The 22,969-nt window shown below is 72.3% G+C and carries 17 protein-coding genes and 1 tRNA gene; 10 read left to right on the forward strand and 8 right to left on the reverse strand.

The window, feature by feature from the left end; all coding sequences use genetic code 11:
* Positions 1-64: 64 nt before the first annotated feature.
* Positions 65-137, reverse strand: a tRNA-Asn gene (locus tag ACLF6P_RS12485).
* A 171-nt stretch (positions 138-308) separates the two neighbouring features.
* Between ACLF6P_RS12485 and ACLF6P_RS12490 the strand changes: the two genes are divergently transcribed.
* The 4 genes from ACLF6P_RS12490 (at position 309) to ACLF6P_RS12505 (ending at position 6,135) form a co-directional block, all read left to right on the forward strand.
* On the forward strand, positions 309-611 hold the full coding sequence (locus ACLF6P_RS12490; protein WP_415950198.1) for a YtxH domain-containing protein: 303 nt from the start codon (positions 309-311) through the stop codon (positions 609-611).
* Positions 612-685: 74 nt separating this feature from the next.
* The gene (locus ACLF6P_RS12495; protein WP_415950199.1) at positions 686-2,161 is read left to right on the forward strand and encodes an FGGY family carbohydrate kinase; all 1,476 of its coding nucleotides are present in this window, start codon (positions 686-688) and stop codon (positions 2,159-2,161) included.
* A 196-nt stretch (positions 2,162-2,357) separates the two neighbouring features.
* Entirely contained in the window at positions 2,358-4,091 is a 1,734-nt protein-coding gene (locus tag ACLF6P_RS12500) for an ABC transporter ATP-binding protein (RefSeq protein ID WP_415950201.1), read from the forward strand.
* 115 nt (positions 4,092-4,206) lie between these two features.
* Complete coding sequence (locus tag ACLF6P_RS12505; RefSeq protein WP_415950202.1) at positions 4,207-6,135, forward strand: ABC transporter ATP-binding protein; 1,929 nt, start codon at positions 4,207-4,209, stop codon at positions 6,133-6,135.
* A gap of 155 nt (positions 6,136-6,290) precedes the next feature.
* Here ACLF6P_RS12505 and ACLF6P_RS12510 read toward each other — a convergent pair whose 3' ends face one another.
* The 5 genes from ACLF6P_RS12510 to ACLF6P_RS12530 form a co-directional block, all read right to left on the reverse strand.
* Positions 6,291-7,463, reverse strand: a complete 1,173-nt coding sequence (locus ACLF6P_RS12510; protein ID WP_415950203.1) for an RNA polymerase sigma factor — start codon at positions 7,461-7,463, stop codon at positions 6,291-6,293.
* Positions 7,464-7,703: 240 nt separating this feature from the next.
* A complete protein-coding gene (gene dnaG, locus ACLF6P_RS12515) occupies positions 7,704-9,626 on the reverse strand; it encodes a DNA primase (protein ID WP_415950205.1) in 1,923 nt (640 codons plus the stop codon).
* Positions 9,627-9,684: 58 nt separating this feature from the next.
* Positions 9,685-10,962: an NAD(P)/FAD-dependent oxidoreductase gene (locus ACLF6P_RS12520; protein WP_415950206.1), complete on the reverse strand. Its 1,278-nt coding sequence runs from the start codon at positions 10,960-10,962 to the stop codon at positions 9,685-9,687.
* A gap of 200 nt (positions 10,963-11,162) precedes the next feature.
* Complete coding sequence (locus ACLF6P_RS12525) at positions 11,163-12,554, reverse strand: deoxyguanosinetriphosphate triphosphohydrolase (RefSeq protein ID WP_415950207.1); 1,392 nt, start codon at positions 12,552-12,554, stop codon at positions 11,163-11,165.
* 104 nt (positions 12,555-12,658) lie between these two features.
* Positions 12,659-13,522 (reverse strand): sirohydrochlorin chelatase, encoded by an 864-nt coding sequence (locus ACLF6P_RS12530; RefSeq protein ID WP_415950486.1) that lies wholly within the window; start codon positions 13,520-13,522, stop codon positions 12,659-12,661.
* 406 nt (positions 13,523-13,928) lie between these two features.
* Between ACLF6P_RS12530 and ACLF6P_RS12535 the strand changes: the two genes are divergently transcribed.
* Positions 13,929-16,187, forward strand: a complete 2,259-nt coding sequence (locus ACLF6P_RS12535) for a molybdopterin oxidoreductase family protein (protein ID WP_415950208.1) — start codon at positions 13,929-13,931, stop codon at positions 16,185-16,187.
* On the opposite strand, the gene ACLF6P_RS12540 is transcribed toward ACLF6P_RS12535, so the two are convergent.
* Positions 16,141-16,602 carry a gamma-glutamylcyclotransferase family protein gene (locus ACLF6P_RS12540; protein WP_415950209.1) on the reverse strand — a complete coding sequence of 154 codons (462 nt, stop codon included), beginning with the start codon at positions 16,600-16,602 and terminating at the stop codon, positions 16,141-16,143. The two genes, ACLF6P_RS12535 and ACLF6P_RS12540, sit on opposite strands and share 47 nt — an antisense overlap.
* Positions 16,599-16,991 (reverse strand): divalent-cation tolerance protein CutA, encoded by a 393-nt coding sequence (cutA, locus tag ACLF6P_RS12545; protein WP_415950210.1) that lies wholly within the window; start codon positions 16,989-16,991, stop codon positions 16,599-16,601. Before cutA ends, ACLF6P_RS12540 begins: the two co-directional genes overlap by 4 nt.
* Before the next feature lie 226 nt (positions 16,992-17,217).
* Between cutA and ACLF6P_RS12550 the strand changes: the two genes are divergently transcribed.
* The 5 genes from ACLF6P_RS12550 to nirD all read left to right on the forward strand — a co-directional run bounded on the left by ACLF6P_RS12550 (position 17,218) and on the right by nirD (position 22,957).
* Entirely contained in the window at positions 17,218-17,736 is a 519-nt protein-coding gene (locus ACLF6P_RS12550; RefSeq protein WP_415950212.1) for a hypothetical protein, read from the forward strand.
* Positions 17,737-18,045: 309 nt separating this feature from the next.
* Positions 18,046-18,657, forward strand: a complete 612-nt coding sequence (locus ACLF6P_RS12555) for a class F sortase (protein ID WP_415950487.1) — start codon at positions 18,046-18,048, stop codon at positions 18,655-18,657.
* 159 nt (positions 18,658-18,816) lie between these two features.
* Positions 18,817-20,055: an NAD(P)/FAD-dependent oxidoreductase gene (locus tag ACLF6P_RS12560; RefSeq protein WP_415950214.1), complete on the forward strand. Its 1,239-nt coding sequence runs from the start codon at positions 18,817-18,819 to the stop codon at positions 20,053-20,055.
* Positions 20,056-20,057: 2 nt separating this feature from the next.
* Positions 20,058-22,613, forward strand: a complete 2,556-nt coding sequence (gene nirB / locus ACLF6P_RS12565; RefSeq protein ID WP_415950216.1) for a nitrite reductase large subunit NirB — start codon at positions 20,058-20,060, stop codon at positions 22,611-22,613.
* Positions 22,610-22,957, forward strand: a complete 348-nt coding sequence (nirD, locus tag ACLF6P_RS12570; RefSeq protein WP_415950218.1) for a nitrite reductase small subunit NirD — start codon at positions 22,610-22,612, stop codon at positions 22,955-22,957. The genes nirB and nirD overlap by 4 nt, the downstream gene beginning before the upstream one ends.
* Positions 22,958-22,969 lie beyond the last annotated feature (12 nt).

Genomic DNA, 22,969 nt, shown 5'->3' on the forward strand with positions numbered 1-22,969 from the left:
TCGAACCAGTAACCTGCCGGTTAACAGCCGGCTGCTCTGCCAATTGAGCTACAGGAGACCGAAGCTCCCCCGACTGGACTCGAACCAGTAACCTGCCGGTTAACAGCCGGCTGCTCTGCCAATTGAGCTACAGGGGAATGCCTCGTGTGCAGCAAGATCACCTGCCTGGGTGTCCCCAGGACGGCGTGCGCTCGCTGCGACACATACATTAGCGCAAGCAGGGGGGTGCTCCGCCAATCGGTTCCGGGTAGGGGCGCAGCACCGGACGCTGACGACGCGGCCCCGGACGCTACGAAAGGGTGGCAGGCATGCGGTACAAGCTCACGTTCCTCGCCGGACTGGCCCTCGGATACGTGATCGGCACGCGTGCGGGCCGGGAGCGCTACGAGCAGCTCAGGAAGTCGGCTCGTCAGTTCGCGGAGAATCCCGCCGTCCGCAACACCGTCGAGTCGGCGGCCCAGACCGGCCGTCAGGCGGCGGGCAAGGCCTTCGCCTCGGTCAGTGAGAAGGTCGGCGACAGGGTGCCGGACTCGGTGGCGGACCGGGTGCGTTCGCTGCGCGAGAAGTCCGGCAGCGGCACCGAGGACGACTGGGGCACCAGCAACACGTAGGCCCGGGGCCCTTGCCGACGTGTCACGCGTAGTCCCCGCCGCCCCGCCCCGCGCGTAGGGCAAAATCTTGCGGCATGGGGATAGTCGCCGGGCTGGACAGCTCTTCCGAGTTCACACGCATCGTGGTCTGCGACACCGACACCGGTGCCGTCGTCAGGCAGGGCTATGCCCCGCATCCGCTGGAGACCGGCGGGGGCGTCGGCAGCTCCGGTGGCGGCAAGCCCGCCGACGTCGATCCGCAGGCGTGGCTGCTCAGTCTCGGTGAGGCCGCGACCGGCGGGCTGCTCGAAGGGGTGCAGGCCATCGGGGTCTCGGCGCAGCAGAACGCGCTGGTCCCGCTGGACGCGCAGGGGAACACGGTGCGCCCCGCGCTCGTCGGCGGCGACAAGCGCACGCAGGTCGCCGCGGCGGATCTGATCGATGCCTTCGGCGGGCGGCAGGCCTGGGCGGAGGCGGTGGGCTGTGTGCCGCAGGCCCAGCATCCGGTGACGAAGCTGCGCTGGCTGGCCCGCAGCGAGCCGGAGGCGGCGCAGCGGGTGGCCGGGGTGCTGCAGGCGCATGACTGGCTGGTGTGGCAGCTGCTGGGGCGGCCCGCGCGCCGGACGGCGGACCGCGGTGGCGCCTCGGGTACGGGGTACTGGTCGGCCGCCTCGTCCTCGTACCGCCCTGATCTGGTGGAGCTCGCGCTCGGGCATCAGGTCGCGCTGCCCGAGGTGCTCGGTCCGGCCGAGACGGCGGGGACGACTCCGGAGGGGCTGCTGATCTCCTCGGGTACGGGCGAGACGATGGCGGCCGCGTTCGGCCTCGGAATCGGGGTCGGGGACGCCGTGGTCTCGCTCGGTGCGTCCGGCTCGGTGATGGCCGTGCATCACGAGGCGCTGGTGGATCCGAGCGGGATGATCACCTCCCTCGCCGATGCGACCGGGATGCACCTCCCGGTGGTGCACACGCTCAACGCCGTACGGGCGCTGCGCGGCACCGCGGATCTGCTGTCCACCGATCTGAACGGGCTCAGCGAGCTCGCGACGAAGTCGACCCCGGGTGCGCACGGGATGGTCCTGCTGCCGTATCTGGAGGGCGAGAAGACGCCGCAGCTGCCGCATACGGCGGGTTCGCTGCACGGCCTGCGGCGCGAGTCGATGAAGCCGGAGCATCTGGCGCGGGCCGCCTTCGAGGGCATGCTCTGCTCGCTCGCGGACGCGCTCGACGTGCTGCGGGCGCGCGGGGTGGAGGTGCGGCGGGTGTTCCTGCTCGGCGCGGCCGCCGAGCTGCCGGCCGTGCAGGCAGCCGCTCCGATGCTGCTCGGTGCGCAGGTCCTGGTGCCGCAGCCCGCGGACTACGCGGCGCTCGGCGCGGCGCGCCAGGCGGCCTGGGCGCTCGGGGTGCGGGAGGGCACGCTGCACGCGGCCGCTCCCCCGGCCTGGCAGGGCGCGGCGACGCAGGTCTTCGAGCCGGGTGAGGAGCTGGCCGTGGGGCAGGCGCTGCGCCAGCAGTACATCGCGGCGCGGGAGCAGACCCATCCGGGTGCTTTCGGGCCCACGGGAGTCTGAGGCACGGGCCGCCCGCGGAAGGCGCCCGGGCGGCCCGGTTCGCGGCTCAGCCCCAAGGGTCCGGGGCTGCGGCCCCGGGTCCGCCCCGGCTTTTCTTGACCCGGGCTTGGGAAAATCGGTTGAGCCGGCGCCGCCGGAGTGTCGCAGGATGGCGGAGGACTGAAACGTTGCCTCCGGCTACTGCGATAGGTATCGCGTGCTCATACGACTCCTGCGGGAACACCTCGCTCCGTACAAGAAACCGATCTCCATCCTGGTGCTGCTGCAGTTCCTGCAGACCTGCGCCACGCTCTACCTGCCCACCCTGAACGCGGACATCATCGACAACGGTGTCGTGCAGGGCGACACGGGCTACATCCTCACCTTCGGCGCCCTGATGATCGGGATCACCGTCGTCCAGGTGGTGTGCAACATCGGCGCGGTCTTCTTCGGCGCACGGACCGCCGCGGCGCTCGGCCGTGACGTACGGGCCGCGGTCTTCGCCCGGGTGCAGTCGTTCTCGGCCCGCGAGGTGGGTCACTTCGGCGCGCCCTCGCTGATCACTCGTACCACGAACGACGTCCAGCAGGTGCAGATGCTCTGCCTGATGGCGTTCACTCTGATGGTCTCGGCTCCCATCATGTGCGTCGGCGGCATCGTGATGGCGCTCGGCCTGGACGTGCCGCTGTCCGGGGTGCTCGTGGCGGTGGTGCCGGTGCTCGGCATCGCGGTCTCGACGATCGTGCTCAGGCTGCGGCCGCTGTTCCGTTCGATGCAGGAGCGGCTCGACACCGTGAACCGGGTGCTGCGGGAGCAGATCACCGGCAACCGGGTGATCAGGGCCTTCGTGAAGGACGCCTACGAGAAGGAGCGGTTCCGGAAGGCCAACGAGGAGCTGACCGAGGTCTCCCTCGGCACGGGCCGGCTGCTCGCGCTGATGTTCCCGATCGTGATGACGGTCGTGAACATCTCGTCGATCGCCGTGGTGTGGTTCGGTGCGCACCGCATCGACAGCGGCGGGATGCAGATCGGGGCGCTGACCGCGTTCCTGGCGTATCTGATGCAGATCGTGATGAGCGTGATGATGGCCACGTTCATGTTCATGATGGTGCCGCGCGCCGAGGTCTGCGCCGAACGGATCATGGAGGTGCTCGACACCGAGTCCTCCGTGGTGCCGCCTTCGGATCCGGTGCGGGAACTCCGGACGCACGGGCAGCTGGAGATCAGGGACGCGGGTTTCCGCTATCCGGGTGCCGAGGAACCGGTGCTCAAGGCGGTCTCGCTGACCGCCCGGCCCGGTGAGGTGACGGCGGTGATCGGGTCGACGGGCTCCGGCAAGTCGACGCTGCTCGGGCTCGTACCGCGGCTGTACGACGCGACCGAGGGCGAGGTCCTCGTCGACGGGGTCGAGGTGGGCACGCTCGATCCGCGGCTGCTCGCGCGGACGGTGGGGCTCGTACCGCAGAAGCCGTATCTGTTCTCCGGGACCGTGGCGACGAATCTGCGCTACGGGAATCCGGACGCGAGCGACGAGGAGCTGTGGCAGGCGCTGGAGGTGGCGCAGGCGGCCGACTTCGTACGGGCCCTGGAGAACGGGCTGAACGCGCCGATCGCGCAGGGCGGCACGAACGTCTCGGGCGGTCAGCGCCAGCGGCTCGCGATCGCGCGGACGCTGGTGCAGCGGCCGGAGATCTACCTCTTCGACGACTCGTTCTCGGCGCTCGACTACGCGACGGACGCGGCGCTGCGGGGCGCACTGGCGCGCGAGACCTCGGAGGCGACGGTGGTGATCGTCGCCCAGCGGGTGTCGACGATCCGCGATGCCGACCGGATTCTGGTGATGGACGAGGGCCGGGTCGTCGGGGTCGGGCGGCATGAGGAACTGATGCAGGACAACGGGACGTACCGGGAGATTGTGCTGTCCCAGCTCACGGAAGCGGAGGCTGCGTGAGCGTCGCACACGCGGCCACCGGGCCGCAGACGAGGACGAAGGCCGCACCTCTGCGTCGCGTGGGCGACCGTGACATCAGCCGCTGCCGCGGCGGGGCGAACAAGGAGGCACAGTAATGGCGGGGCCGGCGGGGCGGATGATGGCCGGGGGCGGGCCCGATCAGCGGTCCATGGACTTCAAGGGCTCGGGCAAGCGGCTGCTCGCGCAGTTCAGACCGCAGCGCTTCATCATGTACGCGATGATCATCGCGGTCATGCTGAGCGTGGCGCTGTCCGTGGTGGGCCCGAAGATCCTCGGGCACGCCACCGACCTGATCTTCGGCGGGATCATCGGCCGTGACATGCCCGAGGGTGCCACGAGGGCCGAGGTGCTCGAGGAGATGCGGGCGCGCGGCGACGACGGCCAGGCGGACATGCTGTCCGGGATGGACTTCACGCCCGGCGAGGGCATCGACTTCGGTGCGGTCGGCGAGACGCTGCTTCTCGCGCTGACGGTGTTCCTGCTCGCGGGCGCCCTGATGGCGGTGGCGACACGCCTGGTGAACCGGGCCGTGAACCTGACGGTCTACCGGATGCGCGAGGACCTGCAGGCGAAGCTCTCGCGGCTGCCGCTGTCGTACTTCGACAAGCGGCAGCGCGGCGAGGTGCTCAGCCGGGCCACGAACGACATCGACAACATCCAGCAGACGCTGCAGCAGTCCATGGGCCAGCTGGTGAACTCGCTGCTCACCATCGTCGGCGTCCTGGTGATGATGTTCTGGATCTCGCCGCTGCTCGCGCTCGTGGCGCTGATCACCGTGCCGCTGTCGTTCTACGTGGCGAAGACGGTCGGCAAACGCTCGCAGCCGCACTTCGTGCAGCAGTGGAAGTCGACCGGCAAGGTCAACGCGCACGTCGAGGAGATGTACACCGGGCACAACCTGGTGAAGGTCTTCGGGCGGCAGGAGGAGTCGGCGCGGCAGTTCGAGGAGCACAACGAGGCGCTGTACGAGGCCTCGTTCAAGGCGCAGTTCAACAGCGGGGCGATGCAGCCGCTGATGTTCTTCATCTCCAACCTGAACTACGTGCTCGTCGCCGTGGTCGGCGGTCTGCGGGTCGCCTCGGGCTCGCTGTCGATCGGTGACGTACAGGCGTTCATCCAGTACTCGCGGCAGTTCTCGATGCCGCTGACGCAGGTCGCCTCGATGGCGAACCTGGTGCAGTCCGGTGTCGCCTCGGCCGAGCGGATCTTCGAGCTCCTCGACGCGGAGGAGCAGTCCGAGGACCCCCGGCCCGCCGAGCGCCCCGCGCGCCTGGAGGGCCGGGTCGCCCTGGAGAACGTCTCCTTCCGCTACGAGGTGGACAAGCCGCTCATCGAGGACCTCTCGCTCCGGGTGGAGCCCGGGCACACGGTCGCGATCGTCGGCCCGACCGGCGCGGGCAAGACCACGCTCGTCAACCTGCTGATGCGGTTCTACGAGGTGACGGGCGGCCGCATCACGCTCGACGGCGTGGACCTGGCGCGGATGTCCCGGGACGAGCTGCGCTCCGGGATCGGCATGGTGCTCCAGGACACCTGGCTGTTCGGCGGCACGATCGCGGAGAACATCGCGTATGGAGCGGCGAAGGACGTCACGCGTGAGGAGATCGAGGACGCGGCGCGTGCGGCGCACGCGGACCGGTTCATCCGGACACTGCCCGAGGGCTACGACACCGTGATCGACGACGAGGGCACGGGGGTCAGCGCCGGTGAGAAGCAGCTGATCACCATCGCGCGGGCCTTCCTGTCCGATCCGGTGATCCTGGTCCTCGACGAGGCGACCAGCTCCGTCGACACCCGTACGGAGGTGCTGATCCAGAAGGCGATGGCGCGGCTCGCGCACGGCCGTACGTCCTTCGTGATCGCGCACCGCCTCTCCACGATCCGGGACGCGGACACGATCCTGGTGATGGAGGACGGCTCGATCGTGGAACAGGGCACGCACGAGGCCCTGCTCGATGCGGGCGGAGCGTATGCGCGGCTGTACAAGGCGCAGTTCGCGGAGGCCGTGGTCGAGGTGGAGTGAGCCGGGACGGGGCGGGGGCGGGGGCGGCCCGGCAGTCGGGGCGTCTCCCCGGCCCCGGCCCCGGCCCCGGTTCCGGTTCCGACGCCAGTGCCAATGCCAATGCCGACACCAACGCCGATGCCGACGCCGGGCAGGTGTCCCCGCTCCCGGTCCGATCAGTCCAGGTAGCCCCTGAGCTGGTCCGCGAAGGCGTGGTCGCGGAGTTTGTTGAGGGTTTTCGACTCGATCTGGCGGATGCGTTCGCGGGTCACGCCGAAGATGCGGCCGATCTCCTCCAGGGTGCGCGGGCGGCCGTCCGCCAGGCCGTAGCGCAGCTGTACGACCTTGCGTTCGCGTTCGCCGAGGGTGGAGAGCACGGCGTCCAGGTGCTGGCGCAGCAGCAGGAACGCGGCGGACTCGACGGGCGAGGTGGCATCGCCGTCCTCGATGAGGTCGCCGAGCGCCACATCGTCCTCCTCGCCGACCGGGGTGTGCAGCGAGACCGGTTCCTGGGCGAGGCGGAGGACCTCGCTGACCCGCTCCTGAGTCAGGTCGAGGTGGCCGGCGACCTCCTCGGGGGTGGGTTCGTAGCCGCGTTCCTGCAGCATGCGGCGCTGGACCCGGACGACCCGGTTGATCAGCTCGACGACATGCACCGGCACGCGGATGGTCCGGGCCTGGTCGGCGAGGGCGCGGGACATGGCCTGGCGGATCCACCAGGTCGCGTACGTGGAGAACTTGTAGCCGCGGGCGTAGTCGAACTTCTCGACGGCCCTGATCAGGCCCAGGTTTCCTTCCTGGACGAGGTCGAGCATGGTCAGGCCGCGGCCCACGTACCGCTTGGCGACCGAGACGACCAGGCGCAGGTTCGCCTCGATGAGGCGGCGCTTCGCCATCCGGCCCATGACGACGAGCCGGTCGAGGTCGAGGGCGAGGCGGGTGTCGAGGTCCGGGGTGCGGGCGAGTTTCTCCTCGGCGAAGAGCCCGGCCTCCACGCGGCGGGCGAGCTCGACCTCCTCGGCGGCGCTGAGCAGGGGGATCCGGCCGATCTCCCGCAGGTACTGGCGGAACAGGTCCGACGAGGGGCCGCCGGTGTCGGCGCGCGCGGTGCGCGGTTCGTGCTGTTCGGCGGCCGGTGTGGGTTCTGGCTGCTCGGCGGCCGAAGCGGATTCGCCCGTGGTCTCCGGGTGACGGGTGGACGGGCTCTGCGTGGGGAGGGCGGGGAGGAACTCGGCAGCGGGCTCCTCGCCGGTCTGCGTGCCGCTGGTCGTGCCCCCGGTCCTGCTGCCGGTCGTGCTGCCGGGTGTGCTGCCGGGTGTGCTGCTCAACGTCTGGGTCTGGGTCTGCACCGGGGCGACCTCCAGGGTGATCGCCGCCGCACGGGGGGTATCCGCGGCAGCGGTAGGGCAGGGACTCGCGGCACCGCCCCCAGTGTGGGGTACGACACATCCCTGCCACGAGGGGCGTGCGGTGACTTTTTGAGTCCGGTCCGTGACCGGGCGGTTACCCGCAGGACAGGGCCGTGTGCCGGACCGTACGACGCAGGCGTCCGTCGGTTCCTGCACCGACCCCGCGCGGCGGCCCGTCCGTCAGAGCGCTGCCGCGCCCCGGTCCTGCAGCGCCCTGTTGTAGCGCTGAAGGACCATCAGCTCCTCCTGGACGGCCGCGTACTGCGCCGGGTCCGCGTGCTGGCCGAGGCGGGCCAGGGAGCCCTGGATGTCGTGGACGCGGCGGTCGACGGCGCGGCGGCGTACGGCCACCAGTTGCTCCCCCGCGTAGGTCTCGTCGACGGTCCGGCGCATGATCGCCTCGACCGCCAGCTCGGTGACCATGGCGCGGACCTGGTCGTCGGGGGCCGCCTCACGGACGCGTACGAGGTAGGCCTGCGGATCGGCGGCCCCGTACTCGGCGCCGCCCGCCTCCAGGATGGCCTGGCGAACGGCGGCGTACGGCGGGGCGGTGAACTCGTCGACCCCGTAGGCGTCGAAGGCCGGGGAGACCAGCTCGGGGCGCTGCAAGGCGAGTTTGAGGAGCTCGCGTTCGGTGGCGTAGGCCGGGTTGCGCAGGTTCAGGGGCGCTCCGGAGGGACGGCGGGGCTGCGTCTCCTCGTACGCGGGCTGCTGTCGCTGCTGCTGTGCCGGGCCGCCGCCACGCCCGCCGCGCCCCTCGCGGCCGCCGCGCTCGCGGGCCCAGCGGGCGTGCTGGGCGACGCGCTTGACCACGAACTGGGTGTCGAGGATGCCGAGCATGCCGGCGAGGTCGACGGCGACCTCGTGCTGCGTGGCGCCCTTGATGCGGGCCACGATCGGCGCGGCCTCGTCGAGCGCGGCGGCGCGGCCGCCCGCGGTGTCGAGGTTGTAGCGGCCGACGATCTGGCGCAGCGCGAACTCGTAGAGCGGGGTGCGGGGCTGGACGAGGTCGGCGACCGCCTCGTCGCCCTTGGCGAGGCGCAGGTCGCAGGGGTCCATGCCGTCGGGTGCGATGGCGATGAAGGTCTCGGCGGCGAACTTCTGGTCGTCCTCGAAGGCGCGCAGGGCCGCCTTCTGCCCGGCCGCGTCGCCGTCGAAGGTGAAGATGACGCGGGCGCTGCCGTTGTCCATGAGCAGGCGGCGCAGGATCTTGATGTGCTCGCCGCCGAAGGCGGTGCCGCAGGTCGCGATGGCGGTGGGCACGCCCGCGAGGTGGCAGGCCATGACGTCCGTATAGCCCTCGACGACGACCGCGCGCGAGGTCTTGGCGATGTCCTTCTTCGCCAGGTCGATGCCGTACAGGACCTGGGACTTCTTGTAGACCGGGGTCTCGGGGGTGTTGAGGTACTTCGGCCCGTTGTCGTCCTCGCGCAGGCGGCGGGCGCCGAAGCCGACGACCTCGCCGCCGATGTCGCGGATCGGCCACATCAGGCGGCCGCGGAAGCGGTCGATGGGGCCGCGGCGGCCGTCCTGGGAGAGGCCGGAGGTGATCAGCTCCTTGTCGGAGAAGCCCTTGCCGCGTAGGAAGCGGGTGAGGTGGTCCCAGCCTGCCGGGCTGTAGCCCACGCCGAAGTGCTCGGCGGCGGCCTGGTCGAAGCCGCGCTCGGCGAGGAAGACCCGGCCGATCTCGGCCTCGGGGCCGGTGGCGAGCTGCTCCTGGTAGTACTGCGCGGCGATCTTGTGCGCCTCGATCAGGCGGATCCGCTCGCCGCGCTGGTGGGAGGGGTTGTACCCGCCCTCCTCGTAACGCAGCGTGATGCCCGCCTGGCCGGCGAGGCGCTCGACCGCCTCCGAGAAGGTGAGGTGGTCGATCTTCATCACGAACGTGATGGTGTCGCCGCCCTCCTGGCAGCCGAAGCAGTGGAAGAACCCCTTGCTCGGGCTGACCTGGAAGGACGGCGACTTCTCGTCGTGGAAGGGGCAGAGGCCCTTGAGGTTCCCGCCGCCCGCGTTGCGCAGTTGCAGGTACTCGGAGACGACGGCGTCGATCGGGACCGCGTCCCGTACCGCCTTCACGTCCTCGTCATTGATCCTGCCTGCCACGCGTGAAGTCTACGGGTCACGTGTGACAGTCGGATCCGGCCGCCTCTGCCCGCCCGGGTCAGTCGCCCTCGGATGCCTCCAGCAGGAACTCCAGCGGGGTGCCGGGATCGGCCAGGCGCTCCTGGTCGGGGCGGGCTCCGGTGCGGATGAGCTGCTGAATGGGGTCGGTCACATCCCATACGTTCACGTTCATCCCGGCCAGGACGCGGCCCTCGGACAGCCAGAACGCGATGAACTCCCGCTTCGTCGCATCCCCGCGGATCACGACCTGGTCGTACGAGCCCGGGGGCGCCCAGCCCGAGTACTCCAGGCCCATGTCGTACTGGTCGGAGAAGAAATACGGGATGCGGTCGTACGAGACGGGGCGGCCGAGCATCGCGCGGGCCGCCGCGGGGCCGCCGTTGAGTGCGTTGGCCCAGTGCTCGACGCGCAGGCGGGTGTCCAGGACCGGGTGCCGGGCGCTTGCCACGTCACCGGCCGCGAAGATGTCGGGATCCGAGGTCCTGAGCGAGGCGTCGACGGAGATTCCGCCGCCGTGCGCGCGCCCGGCCAGGTCGAGGCCCGCGGACTCGGCGAGCGCGGTGCGCGGGGCGGCGCCGATCGCGGCGAGCACGGCGTGGGCCGGGTGCTCGTCGCCGTCGTCGGTGCGGGCGGCAAGGACCAGACCGTCCTGGCCGACGATCTCGGTGAGCTTCGCGCCGAAGTGGAAGCGCACCCCGTGCTCGCTGTGCATCTGCTGGAAGACGCCGCCCAGCTCGGGGCCGAGCACCCCGTGCAGCGGGGTCGGCTCCGGCTCGACGACGGTGACCTCGGCGCCGAAACCGCGGGCGGCGGCAGCCACTTCGAGGCCGATCCAGCCCGCGCCGGCGATCACCAGATGCCCGTTGTCCCGGCCGAGCGCGCCGAGGACGCCCTTGAGGCGTTCGGCGTGGGCGAGACGGCGCAGGTGGTGCACGCCGTTCAGGTCGGTGCCGGGGATGTCCAGGCGGCGCGGTTCGGCGCCGGTGGTGAGCAGCAGCTTGTCGTAGCCGACGACGGTGCCGTCGCCGAGCCGCACCTCGTGGCGGGCACGGTCGATCGCCACGGCGGGCTGGCCGAGGTGGAGCTCGACATCGGCCTGCGCGTACCAGGACGGTTCGTGCACGAAGACGCTCTCGCGCTCCTCCTTGCCGACGAGGAACCCCTTGGACAGGGGCGGCCGCTCGTACGGCCGGTCACGTTCGTCGCAGAGCAGTATCACCCGCCCGGTGAACCCTTCGGCGCGGAGGGTTTCGGCCGCCTTCGCTCCGGCGAGTCCGCCTCCGACGATGACGAACGTCTCATCCGCGTCGACCACTTGATGCCTCCCATGTTTCCGCGTGCTGCCCGAGAGGCCGTCCGCCGGTCCCCCGCCTGGGTGGCGGCCTCTGAGCGAGCGTCCCGCACAGAGCGTGAGGGGGGAAGAGGGCATGAGCCGATCAGGCCGGTTTTCGTCACTCCGGGTGTGCGGGGAGGGGGTGGTGCGGGTGTGCCCGGGGGCTGCGCGCCCCCCTTCCGTCACGCGCGCGGGGCCGTGAGCCGTGCGTGCAGGGAGCGGGCCGAGGCATCCGTCAGGGCGGCGATCTGGTCGGTCAGGACCCTGGCCCGGGAGCGGTCGTCGGCCGCCGCGTCGAACAGGGCGCGGAACTGCGGGTCGAGGCCCTCGGGGGCACGGGCGGTGAGGGCCGCGGCGAGTTCCGCGATGACGATGCGCTGGTCCGCGCGCAGCCGCTCCTGTTCCTCGCGCTGCATCACGTACCGGTCGGCGACGGCCTTCAGGACCGCGCATTCGTGGCGCGTCTGATTCGGTACGACGAGCTCGGCGCCGTACCGGGTCAGCCGCCCCGGCCCGTACCGCGCGCGCGTGGCGCCCTCCGCGGCCAGGCAGAATCGGCCGATCAGCTGGCTGGTGGCGTCCTTGAGGCGGGCCTGGGCGACCGCGGTGCCGTCGTAGCCGTGCGGCCACCACTCCTGGTCGAGCAGCCGGTCGAGGGCGGCGGCCAGCTCCTGCGGATCGGTGTCCCCGGGTACGTAGCGGCCGATCGCGACCTCGAAGACGGCCTGCCGTTCGGGCTCGGCGTGCAGGAAGTTGGGGTCGATGTGGCCCGCGTGCAGCCCGTCCTCGACATCGTGCACGGAGTACGCGACGTCGTCGGACCAGTCCATGACCTGCGCCTCGAAACAGGTGCGCCCGGCCGGCGCGCCCTCGCGCGCCCAGGCGAAGACCGGCAGGTCGTCCTCGTACACCCCGAACTTCGGCGAGCCGGGATCGCCGGGGTGCGCGCCGCGCGGCCACGGGTACTTGGTGGCGGCGTCCAGGGCGGCACGCGTGAGATTGAGGCCCACGCTGACGATCTCGCCCTCGCCGCCGGGGCGCTGCGAGCGGACGAACCGCTTGGGTTCGATCCGGGTGAGCAGGCGCAGCGACTGGGCGTTGCCCTCGAAACCGCCCCAGTCCGCGGCGAACTCGTTGAGCGCCTGCTCCCCGTTGTGGCCGAAGGGCGGATGCCCCAAGTCGTGCGCGAGACAGGCCGCCTCGACGAGATCGGGATCGCAGCCGAGCGCGGCGCCCAGCTCGCGGCCGACCTGGGCGCATTCGAGGGAATGCGTCAGCCGGGTGCGCGGGCTGGCGTCCCAGGCCTGGAGTGGGGTCCCCCCTGCTCGAGCGGAGTCGAGAGCTTGGGGAAGCGTCCCCGGCGTGACGACCTGTGTCTTGCCCGCGAGGCGCCGCAGCGCCGAGGAGTGCAGGACCCGGGCGCGGTCACGCTGGAAGGCGGTACGGCCGGGACGCTTGTCCGGCTCGGGGGCCCAGCGCTCCAGGGCGGCGTCCTCGTAGCCGGGGGGTGTGGTGCGGGCTTCGTGCCGGGCGTCGTCGTGGTGCGTGCTGCCTTCGTGGTGCGTGCCTGCCATGCCATGACAGTACGGGGTGTCCGGCGGCAGCGGCATGATCGGCCGGACGCCCCGTGGTTCGGGGGAGGTGGGGCGGCTCCCGGGTGCCTTGTGCGCTCGTGCTCCTACGCGGGGACCAGCCGCCGTTGTCCCGTCGGGGCCGGGGTGCGCAGGGCCTGGTCGTAGCGGTGCAGGAGGAGGTGGGCCATCGCCGGGTGGGTGCCGAGCGGGGCGGAGGCGATCCAGGGCGCGGCCGCGGCGGTGGCCTCGGCGAAGCGTCCGGGGGCCGTGAAACACGAGGCGACCGCCACGCGGTGCCGGCCGCGGGCGGTCAGCGCGCGGACCGCGGCGGGTACGGCGGGCGCGGCGGCGCAGGCGTAGGCGGCGACGACCGGGACGCCGAGGCGTTCGGCGAGTTGTCCGGCGATGCGCCGGGTTCCTGCGGCCGACTCGGGGTCACGCGATCCGGCCGCGGCGAGGACGACGCCGCTCCCCCGGCGCAGCCCCTCGGTCAGCGGCTCCTCTCCCGGCCAGCCCGCCTCGACGAGCCTCTCGTACAGCGCCTCGATCAGCAGCGGATGCTCCCCGAGCGGCTCGGCGATGCGGGTGCGCAGGGCGCTCTCGCGGGCGGCGGCGGGCAGATCGTGCTTGACGTGGAAGCCACGGCTCAGGAGCAGCGGTACGAGGACGGCCTCCCCGGTGCCTTCGGCGGCGAGCCGGGCGAGGGTGTCGGGCAGCAACGGCTCGTCGATCTCGATGTGCCCGATCCGCACGTCGAGTCCGGGCCGCAGTTCGCGGATGCGCTCGCGCAGTGCCTTTACGGTGGCGAGGGTCGCGGGGTTGCGGCTGCCGTGGCCGACGAGGACCAGGGCCGGGGCGGGACGGGCCCCCGCCGGAGGTGCCTCGGCGCGGCGGGCTTCCGCGCGCAGGCGGCCGTCGAGTCCGACGTGACCGAGCCGACGGCCCAGCTGGGCGGTGATCCGGCCCATGAGTTGGGCGGTGCTGTCGAGGACACGCACATCGGCTTCGTCGGCCACGGTGAGGTCGGCCGTCGGAGTGGCTGTCGTACGGTCCGTCGTGCGGTCCGTCGTGCGGTCCGTCGTACGGTCCGTCGTGCGGGCAGTGGTACGCGCCGTCGTGTGGGCTGTCGTACGGTCCGTCGCGCGGGGGATCTCAGCCGTCATGCGCTTCAGCGTGCCGGGGGCACGTTGCAGGGCGGTTGCGCGGCCGTGACGACGGGTTTCGGAGTGTTCACCAGCCCGCGGCGACCGCTCGGGCGCCGCTCACTCGCGGTGGCGGCGCTCACAGCGGTGGGCCGCTCCCGCTGAGGTCGCGGTACCTCCCGCGTAACGCGCCTCGACGGGCGACGTAACAACGGCATCGCACCCTTATGGCATGCCGAACCACGCTCCGCCCCGGAACGACCGAGCCGACGCCTCGGACGCGACTTCGACGCACTGTCCGTACTGCGCGCTGCAGTGCGGGATGCGGCTCGCGCCCAAGGGCGCGGGCGGCGGGCTCGACGTGGTGCCGCGGCCGGAGTTCCCGGTGAACAAGGGCGCCCTGTGCGGAAAGGGCCAGAGCGCGCCCGCGCTGCTCGGCCGTGCCACGCGGCTGACCGAGCCGCTCGTCAGGGATCCGGGGAGCGGCGAGCTCGTGCCCGCGAGCTGGGAGGAGGCGCTCGGACGGATCGCCGGGCGGCTCTCGGCCACGCGCGAGGAGCACGGGGCCGATGCCTGTGCCGTGTTCGGCGGCGGCGGGCTCACCAACGAGAAGGCGTACACGCTGGGGAAGTTCGCCCGGGTGGTGCTCGGGACCTCTCAGATCGACTACAACGGCCGGTTCTGCATGTCCTCGGCGGCGGCCGCGGGAAAGAAGGCCTTCGGGATCGACCGTGGGCTGCCGTTCCCGCTGGAGGACATTCCACGGACCGGCTGCGTGATCCTCGTGGGGTCCAATCCGGCCGAGACCATGCCGCCCGCGCTGCGGTACTTCACCGAGCTGAAGGAGAACGGCGGCACCCTGATCGTGATCGACCCGCGGCGGACCAGAACCGCCGAGCAGGCCGATCTGCATCTCGCGCCCCGCCCCGGCACGGACCTCGCGCTCGCGCTCGGGATGCTGCATCTGGTCGTCACCCAGGGGCACACGGACGAGGCGTTCATCCGGGAGCGGACCGACGGCTGGGAGGCCGCACGCGCCGGCGCCATGGCGCACTGGCCGGAACTGGTCGAGCGGATCACCGGCGTGCCGGTGCCTCAACTGCGGCGCGCCGTCGAGCTGTTCTGCGCCCCGGAGCACGCGATGGTGCTGACCGCGCGCGGCCCCGAGCAGCAGGCCAAGGGCACGGACACGGTCGGCGCCTGGATCAACCTCTGTCTGGCGACCGGCCGCGCGGGCCGTCCGCTGTCCGGCTACGGCTGTCTGACCGGGCAGGGCAACGGCCAGGGCGGGCGGGAACACGGGCAGAAGGCCGACCAGCTGCCGGGCTATCGCGATCTCGCCGATCCCGCGGCGCGGGCGCATGTCGCCGGGGTGTGGGGCATCGATCCCGATGCGCTGCCCGGTCCGGGGCGCAGTGCGTACGAGCTGCTCGACGCGCTCGGGGGCGACATCAAGTCCCTGCTGCTCATGGGCTCCAACCCGGTCGTCTCGGCGCCGCGCGCCGCGCACGTCGAGGAGCGGCTGCGCGCGCTCGACTTCCTCGCCGTGGCCGATGTGGTGCTCTCCGAGACCGCGGCGCTCGCGGATGTCGTCCTGCCGGTGACGCAGTGGGCCGAGGAGACCGGCACGCTCACCAATCTGGAGGGCCGGGTCCTGCTGCGGCGCCAGGCGGTCACGGCGCCTTCGGGGGTACGGAGCGATCTGGCCGTATTGGGTGAACTCGCCGCGCGGCTGGGCGTGGAGAAGGGGTTCCCGGCCGATCCGGAGGAGGTTTTCGAGGAGCTTCGGCGGGCGAGTGCGGGGGGTGCGGCGGACTATTCGGGGATCACGTACCGGCGGCTCGCCGAGGAGGACGGTGCGGGGGTGTTCTGGCCCTGTCCGGATGTGGAGGTGGAGGGGGCAGGGGAAGCGAGCGGGAGGGCAGCCACGGTGGGCTCGGTGGGCTCGGGTGTCGGCGCCGCTGCGGGGGGCGGCACCGGGGCCGGTGCGCCGCGCGAAGGGCGGCATCCCGGCACCCTGCACCCCGGCACCCCCCGTCTCTTCCTCGACCGTTTCGCCACGCCCGACGGCCGCGCCCGTTTCGCCGCCGTCAGTCACCGGCCCGCCGGTGAGGAGACCGATGCCGAGTATCCGGTGGTCCTGACGACCGGACGGGTGCTCGCGCAGTACCAGTCGGGGGCGCAGACCCGCCGCGTGCCGGAGCTGAACGCGGCCGCCCCGGGGCCGTTCGTCGAGCTGCATCCGCGGCTCGCGGAGCGGATCGGGGTCGAGGAGGGCGAGCCCGTCGCGGTGGTCTCGCGGCGGGGCCGGGCCGTGGCACCGGCCCGGATCACGGCGGCGATCCGGGCGGACACGGTGTTCATGCCGTTCCACTGGGCCGGGGAGGGGCGGGCCAACACGCTGACGCATCCGGCGCTCGACCCGGTCTCGCGGATGCCGGAGTTCAAGGTGTGCGCGGTCCGCCTCGAGGCTGCCCGCTCCCAGGCGTGACGCCCTCCCCACCGGGCCGCGCGCACCAGTCCCCGCCCTCGATCCGCCGCCCCGAGGCCCGCAGCCTCGCCGCCACCGTGGGTGCGGCCACGTACACCCAGGCGCGGACTTCGCCCGCCGCGGTCCGTACCGGGCGGGCCACGCGCTCGTAGTCGTTGTGCGGATCGCCCGGTACGTAGTCCTCCAGGCGGTCGAGGAGGGCGAGGAGGGCCTCGTACGCGGCCGGGTCCGCGGTGACCAGCTCGCCGTGGACCGTGCCGCCGCCCTCCACCGCGTACGGATATCCGGGGCCTTCGTACAGGACCGCCCCGGTCCACCGGGCGGGCTCCGCGGCGGTGATCCGGCCCGCGAGGAAGCGCCGGTGGTTGTACTCGCCGGGGCGCAGCGTCCCGTAGACGAAGAAGGGCAGTCTCACGGGGTGGTCTCCCGGCGCACCCAGTCCAGATAGGCCGCGCTCCCCGCGGCGACCGGGGTGGCGATGATCTCGGGGGTGTCGTAGTCGTGCACCTCCTGGAGCCACTCCTGCAGCAGGGGGTAGCGCTCCGCCGTCGTCTTGAAGAGGATCTGCCACTCCTCGGCGGTCTCGATCCTGCCCTCCCAGCGGAACACCGAGGTGACCGGCGCGGCGATCTGCGCGCAGGCCGCGAGCCGTGCGTCCACCGCGCCGCGCGCCAGGAGCTGCGCCTTGAGCGCCGCGTCCGTCGTCGTCAGAACGGTCCATACGCCGGAGCCCTCCGCGCTGCCCGTCCGGTCCGGCCCGCCCTTCCTACCTGTTCCGTCCGCCCTGTCCGTGCCTTCGTCCATGTCTGCCCGTCTTCCCTTCCACGGCCGATGTGCTGTCCAGCCCATTCATCGCCACCACAGCCTGCGGCTACACAGGCGGGTGGTTCCCCGTCCGCCCTCATACGTCACCCGTTCACATGCTTCAACAGGCGTACGGCGCCGAGTGCCACTTTCCTCGTACGCAGGGGTGCGACCGAGACGGCGGCACAGGGGGTGCCGCGGGCCGCGCGCCTGCCGGAGGAAGCCCATGCGCATCGCCGCCACCCGTCTGCTCGCCGCATCCGCACTCGCCCTGTCGGCCGTCGCGGCGGCGGGACCGGCCGCAGCGGAGGGCAGCGGGTCGCTGGAGCTGTATCCGACGACCGTCACCCCGGGTGCGGAGGTCACCGCGAACACCCCGGCCTGCGGCACGAGCGGCACCGCGGCCGGTGATGCCAGCGCCGTGGGGGCCGGTGCGTTCAAGCTGCGGCCGACCACCCACGCGCAGGACGCGGTGGGCGCCTTCACCGTGCCGGACTCGGCCTCCCCCGGCACGTATGCGATCCGTGCGAAGTGCGCGGGCGGTGCGGAGGTCTCGGGCGATCTGGTGGTCACGCTGACCGCGACGAATCAGCAGGTCACCCCCAAGGGGCATGTGAAGACGGGGGTCGGCGGCGCGGTCGGCACCGACCCCGTGCGGACCGCGGCGGGTGTGGCGGCGCTGGCCGTCGCCGCCGCGGGCGGTACCTGGCTCCTGCATCGCCGGGCGAGAGGCGACGGGATCTGACGGACACCTCCGCTGTCCACCGGTACCGCCGCCCCCACCCTCTCCGCCTCCGCCTCCGCCGAGCCGGAGAGGGCGGGGCGACCGGCGGACGAACCCTCAGGGGGCACGATGTCGTACGAATCCTCCGGGGCCGGACCGATCAGCACCGGCACCGATACCGGCACGGACGGTCACCGCTCCACCGGCCCGGGATCGGCCTGCCCTCGCGCGGACGACCAAAGCACCGACGGCCGAGGCACGGACGGCCGAGGCACGGACGGTCACCGCTCCACCGGCCGGGGCGGCCGCAGCCCCGCCCGGGCCCGCACGCTGAACACGGCGATAGCCGCGGTGAGCGTGCTGGCGCTGGGCTCCGGGGTGTGGCTGCTGCAGCACGACGCCGCGGGCGCGCCCCCGCAGCCGTCCGCCGCGCAGGCCGCCGACGGCGGCGGGGCCCCCGCGCGGCAGGCCGGCGCGCAGGCGCTGCCGCCGTCCCCGCCGACCCGGATACGGATCCCGGCCATCGACGTCGACGTTCCGCTGACCGGCCTGGGCCTGACCGAGGACGGCAGCCTCGACGTGCCGCCCGCCGAGCGCAGCGACCTCGCGGGCTGGTACGAGTCCGGTACGACGCCTGGCGCCACCGGCACCGCGATCGTGGCCGGGCACGTCGACAACGCCGAGGGCCCCTCGGTCTTCTACTCCCTCGGCTCCCTGACGAAGGGCCGGAGCATCGAGGTCGACCGCACCGACGGGCGGACCGCCGTGTTCACCGTCGACGCGGTCGAGGTCTACGACAGCCGCGCCTTCCCCGACGACAAGGTGTACGGTGCGGCGCAGCGCCCCGAGCTGCGGGTGATCACCTGCGGTGGCGGCTATTCGAAGAAGCGCGGCTACCTGGGCAACGTGGTGGTCTTCGCCCATATGACGGGCGTGCGCTGACCCACCGGGCACCGACCGGCGTGGGCCGAGCCACCGGACACCGCCCGGCCACCCCACCCCCGCCCTCACACCCACCGCCCCACCCCGCTGAGCATCCGGTCCCCAAGCCGAAACCGGCCCGATCCGGCCGGGCAACACCCGCCGCGCACGCTGAGACGCATGAAGCAGCGGATCGTGGTCATCGGAGCCGGCACCGCCGGGGCGCGGCTGGCCGGGCGGCTCGGGAGTGCGGCGAAAACTCCGTCGGCCGCCGGCGTGGACGTCACGCTGGTGGGTGCCGAGGCGCACGCGCCGTACAACCGGGTGCTGCTCGCCGACGTTCTCGCCGGGCGCTATCCGGCCCAGGTGGCGGCGCTGCCCGATCCGGGCCCCGTGGTGCAGGACCGGGTGGTGCGCATCGACCGTGCCGCCCGCGAGCTGCATCTCGCGGCCGCCGGGCGGCCGCTGCCGTACGACACACTGGTGCTCGCGACCGGCTCCAACCCGGTGCTGCCGCCCCTGCGCGGCCTCACCGGCGGACTGCCCGCCAATGTGCACGCCTTCCGCACCATGGACGACTGCCTGGCGCTCTCGGACGCCGTACGGGAAGGGGCGCGCGCCGTCGTCATCGGCGGCGGGCTGCTCGGGGTGCTGTGCGCGCGGGCGCTGGCCGAGCGCGGCGCGCAGGTGGTGCTCGCGCAGCAGGGCGAACATGTGATGGAGCGGCAACTCGACGCGGAGGCCGCCCGGTTGGTACGGGAGCATCTCAGCCTGCGCGGTGTCGAGGTGCACACCGAGTGCCGGGTACGCGAGGTGCGCACCCAGGGCGGGCGGGCCGTCGGGGTCGCGCTCGCCGACGGGTACGTGCTCGGGGCGGATCTCGTGGTGCTCGCCTGCGGGGTACGGCCCAGCACCCATCTCGCGCGGGAGGCCGGGCTCGCCGTCCGCACCGGGATCGTCGTCGACGACGAGCTGCGCACGAGCGATCCGGCGATCCGCGCGATCGGGGACTGCGCCGAACACCGGGGCCGCACCTACGGACTTGCCACACCCGCGCTCGAACAGGCCGACGCACTGGCCGGACTGCTGACCTCCGGCGCGCAGGGCGAGGACGCCCCGGTATACGAGGGCACCCGCGCCCTCACCCGCCTGACCCTCGCCGAAGCGGGTCAACTCCCCCTGGATCTCGCCGTGTTCGGTGACACCTCGACACGCGAGGGCGATGACGTGATCCGGCTGACCGACGCCACCCGCCGCACCTACCGCAAGGTCGTCCTCCGCGAGGACCGCCTGGTCGGCGGGGTGCTGCTCGGTGAACTCGGCGCGGTCGGCGCGCTCGCCGAGGCCTGGCACACCGCCGAACCCCTGCCCCAGGACGCCCCACTGCACCATCTGCTCACCCACGACGGAGGCCAGTAACGATGCCGAAGCCAGACATGACGCCGATGCCGGACACGCTCCCCACCCTTCTGCTCATCGGCCACGGCATGGTCGGCCAGCGGTTTCTCGAAGCGCTCGTCGAACGCGGCGAGCACAAGCGCCGGCGCGTGGTCGTGCTGTGCGAGGAACCCCGCCCCGCGTACGACCGCGTCCACCTGACCTCGTACTTCGAGGGCAAGAGCGCCGATGACCTCTCGCTGACGCCGGCCGCCTTCATGGCCGAGCACGGCATCGAGCTGCATCTCGGGGAGGCCGCCGAGTCCATCGACCGCGAAAGCCGCAAGGTCGTCTCCCGCTCCGGGCGGGCCTTCGCCTACGACACGCTGGTGCTCGCGACCGGCTCGTACCCCTTCGTACCGCCCGTGCCGGGCAAGGACGCCGAAGGCTGCTTCGTCTACCGGACCATCGAGGATCTGGAGGCGATCGAGGCGTACGCGAAGGGCCGGACGCGCGGCGCGGTCGTCGGCGGCGGGCTGCTCGGCCTGGAGGCGGCGGGGGCACTGAAGGGGCTCGGGCTCGGCACGCGGATCGTGGAGTTCGCGCCGCGGCTGATGCCCGCGCAGGTCGACGAGGGCGGTGGCGCGGCGCTGCTTCGGACCATCGAGGACATGGGCCTGACGGTGCACACGGGCGCCGGGACCGAGGAGGTCGTCACCGGCGCGGACGGCCGGGTGACCGGGATGCGGCTGACCGACGGCAGTGAACTCGCCACGGATCTGGTGGTGTTCTCGGCGGGTGTGCGGCCGCGCGACCAGCTCGCCCGCGAGTGCGGTCTCGCGGTCGGCGAACGCGGCGGGATCACGGTCGACGAGGCCTGCCGGACCAGCGATCCGGCGGTCTTCGCGATCGGCGAGTGCGCGCAGGCCGTGGACGGCCGGGTGTACGGGCTGGTCGCGCCCGGTTACGCGATGGCGGAGGCGGCGGCGGACGCGCTCGCCGGGTTCCCCGGCTCGTTCACCGGGGCCGATATGTCGACGAAGCTGAAGCTGCTCGGCGTCGATGTCGCCTCGTTCGGCGATGCGCACGGCACGGCCGAGGGCTGTCTGGACGTGGTGTACGCGGACTCGCGCTCCGGCACGTACAAGAAGCTGGTGATGGATCCGGAGGGCGTGCTGCTCGGCGGTGTCTTCGTCGGCGACGCCGAGGCGTACGGGATGCTGCGGCCGCTGACCGGCAGCGTGCCGCCGGTCGCACCCGAGCAGCTGGTGCTTCCGGCGGGCGCGGGCGGGCCGGTGAAGCTGGGCCCGGAGGCGCTGCCCGACGATGCGATCGTCTGCTCCTGCCACAACGTCACCAAGGGCGAGATCTGCGCCTGCGGCGACCTGCCCGAGGTCAAGAAGTGCACCAAGGCCGGTACGGGCTGCGGCAGTTGCGTCAAGACGATCCTGCAGCTGCTGCCGCAGACCGGCGACCAGGGCCTGTGCGGCTGCTTCGGGCACACGCGGGCTGAGCTGTACGAGATCGTCCGGGTCAAGCGGATCACGTCGTACGCGCGACTCCTCGACGAGCACGGCCGCGAGAGCGCCCGCGGCGGCGAGGGCTGCGAGATCTGCAAGCCGGCGGTCGGCTCGATCATCGCCTCACTGGCGCCCGCGATCGGCGCCGAGGGCTACGTCCTCGACGGCGAGCAGGCCGCGCTCCAGGACACCAACGACCACTTCCTCGCCAACATGCAGCGCAACGGCTCGTACTCGGTCGTCCCGCGCGTCCCCGGCGGTGAGATCACCCCCGAGAAGCTGATCGTGATCGGCGAGGTCGCCCGCGACTTCGGCCTCTACACGAAGATCACCGGCGGTCAGCGCATCGACCTCTTCGGCGCCCGCGTCGACCAGCTGCCGGCCATCTGGGCGCGGCTCGTGGACGCCGGCTTCGAATCGGGGCACGCGTACGGCAAGGCGCTGCGCACCGTGAAGTCCTGCGTCGGACAGACCTGGTGCCGCTACGGCGTGCAGGACTCCGTCCGCATGGCCATCGACCTGGAGCTGCGCTACCGGGGGCTGCGGGCCCCGCACAAGCTGAAGTCGGCGGTCTCCGGCTGCGCCCGCGAATGCGCCGAGGCCCAGTCGAAGGACTTCGGGGTGATCGCGACCGCGAGCGGCTGGAACCTGTACGTCGGCGGCAACGGCGGCATGACCCCGCGCCACGCGGACCTGCTCGCCCAGGACCTCAGCGATGCCGAACTGATCCGCCTGATCGACCGCTTCCTGATGTTCTACATCCGCACCGCCGACCGCCTGGAGCGCACCGCGAGCTGGCTGGAACGCCTGGAGGGTGGCCTCGACCATCTGCGCGAGGTGATCGTCGAGGACTCGCTGGGGCTCTGCGAGGAACTGGAGTCCCTGATGGCCGCGCATGTCGCGGGCTACCGCGACGAATGGGCCGAGACCCTGCAGGACCCCGAGCGCCTCGCCCGCTTCGTCTCCTTCGTGAACGCGCCCGGCACGCCCGACCCGACCGTCCAGTTCGTCGCCGAGCGTGACCAGATGAAGCCGGACCTCGAGGTCCTGATCCCCGAAGGAGCGCTGAGCATCCGATGACGCTGCAAATCCTGCTGGACCCCGCGAACGAGGACTGGTTCACGGTCTGCGACAGCACGGCCCTCCAGTCGGGCCGCGGCGCGGCGGCGCTGCTGCCCGACGGCCGCCAGGTCGCCGTGTTCGTGGACCGCGCCGGGCGCGCGTACGCGATCGACAACCGCGACCCGTTCACGGGCGCGGCGGTCCTCTCGCGCGGCTTGCTCGGCTCCTCCGAGGGGCGCGCCTTCGTGGCCTCACCGCTCCTGAAGCAGCGCTTCGACCTGGAGTCGGGCGCCTGCCTCGATGACGCCGAGGTGACGGTGCGGACGTATGAGGCGCGGCTGGGCGGCCCGAGCGATTCTTGACCGATCGATTCA

Source organism: Streptomyces lothianensis, assembly GCF_047779955.1.
Lineage (GTDB): Bacteria > Actinomycetota > Actinomycetes > Streptomycetales > Streptomycetaceae > Streptomyces.

Excerpts from the sequence above, each read along its gene's own strand:
- ACLF6P_RS12490 (WP_415950198.1), top strand. The coding sequence starts at position 309 with ATGCGGTACAAGCTCACGTTCCTCGCCGGACTGGCCCTCGGATACGTG.
- ACLF6P_RS12495 (WP_415950199.1), top strand. The coding sequence starts at position 686 with ATGGGGATAGTCGCCGGGCTGGACAGCTCTTCCGAGTTCACACGCATC.
- ACLF6P_RS12505 (WP_415950202.1), top strand. The coding sequence starts at position 4,207 with ATGGCGGGGCCGGCGGGGCGGATGATGGCCGGGGGCGGGCCCGATCAG.
- ACLF6P_RS12525 (WP_415950207.1), bottom strand. The coding sequence starts at position 12,554 with ATGGCAGGCACGCACCACGAAGGCAGCACGCACCACGACGACGCCCGG.
- ACLF6P_RS12530 (WP_415950486.1), bottom strand. The coding sequence starts at position 13,522 with ATGGGCCGGATCACCGCCCAGCTGGGCCGTCGGCTCGGTCACGTCGGA.
- ACLF6P_RS12535 (WP_415950208.1), top strand. The coding sequence starts at position 13,929 with ATGCCGAACCACGCTCCGCCCCGGAACGACCGAGCCGACGCCTCGGAC.
- cutA (WP_415950210.1), bottom strand. The coding sequence starts at position 16,991 with ATGGACGAAGGCACGGACAGGGCGGACGGAACAGGTAGGAAGGGCGGG.
- ACLF6P_RS12550 (WP_415950212.1), top strand. The coding sequence starts at position 17,218 with ATGCGCATCGCCGCCACCCGTCTGCTCGCCGCATCCGCACTCGCCCTG.
- ACLF6P_RS12560 (WP_415950214.1), top strand. The coding sequence starts at position 18,817 with ATGAAGCAGCGGATCGTGGTCATCGGAGCCGGCACCGCCGGGGCGCGG.
- nirB (WP_415950216.1), top strand. The coding sequence starts at position 20,058 with ATGCCGAAGCCAGACATGACGCCGATGCCGGACACGCTCCCCACCCTT.
- nirD (WP_415950218.1), top strand. The coding sequence starts at position 22,610 with ATGACGCTGCAAATCCTGCTGGACCCCGCGAACGAGGACTGGTTCACG.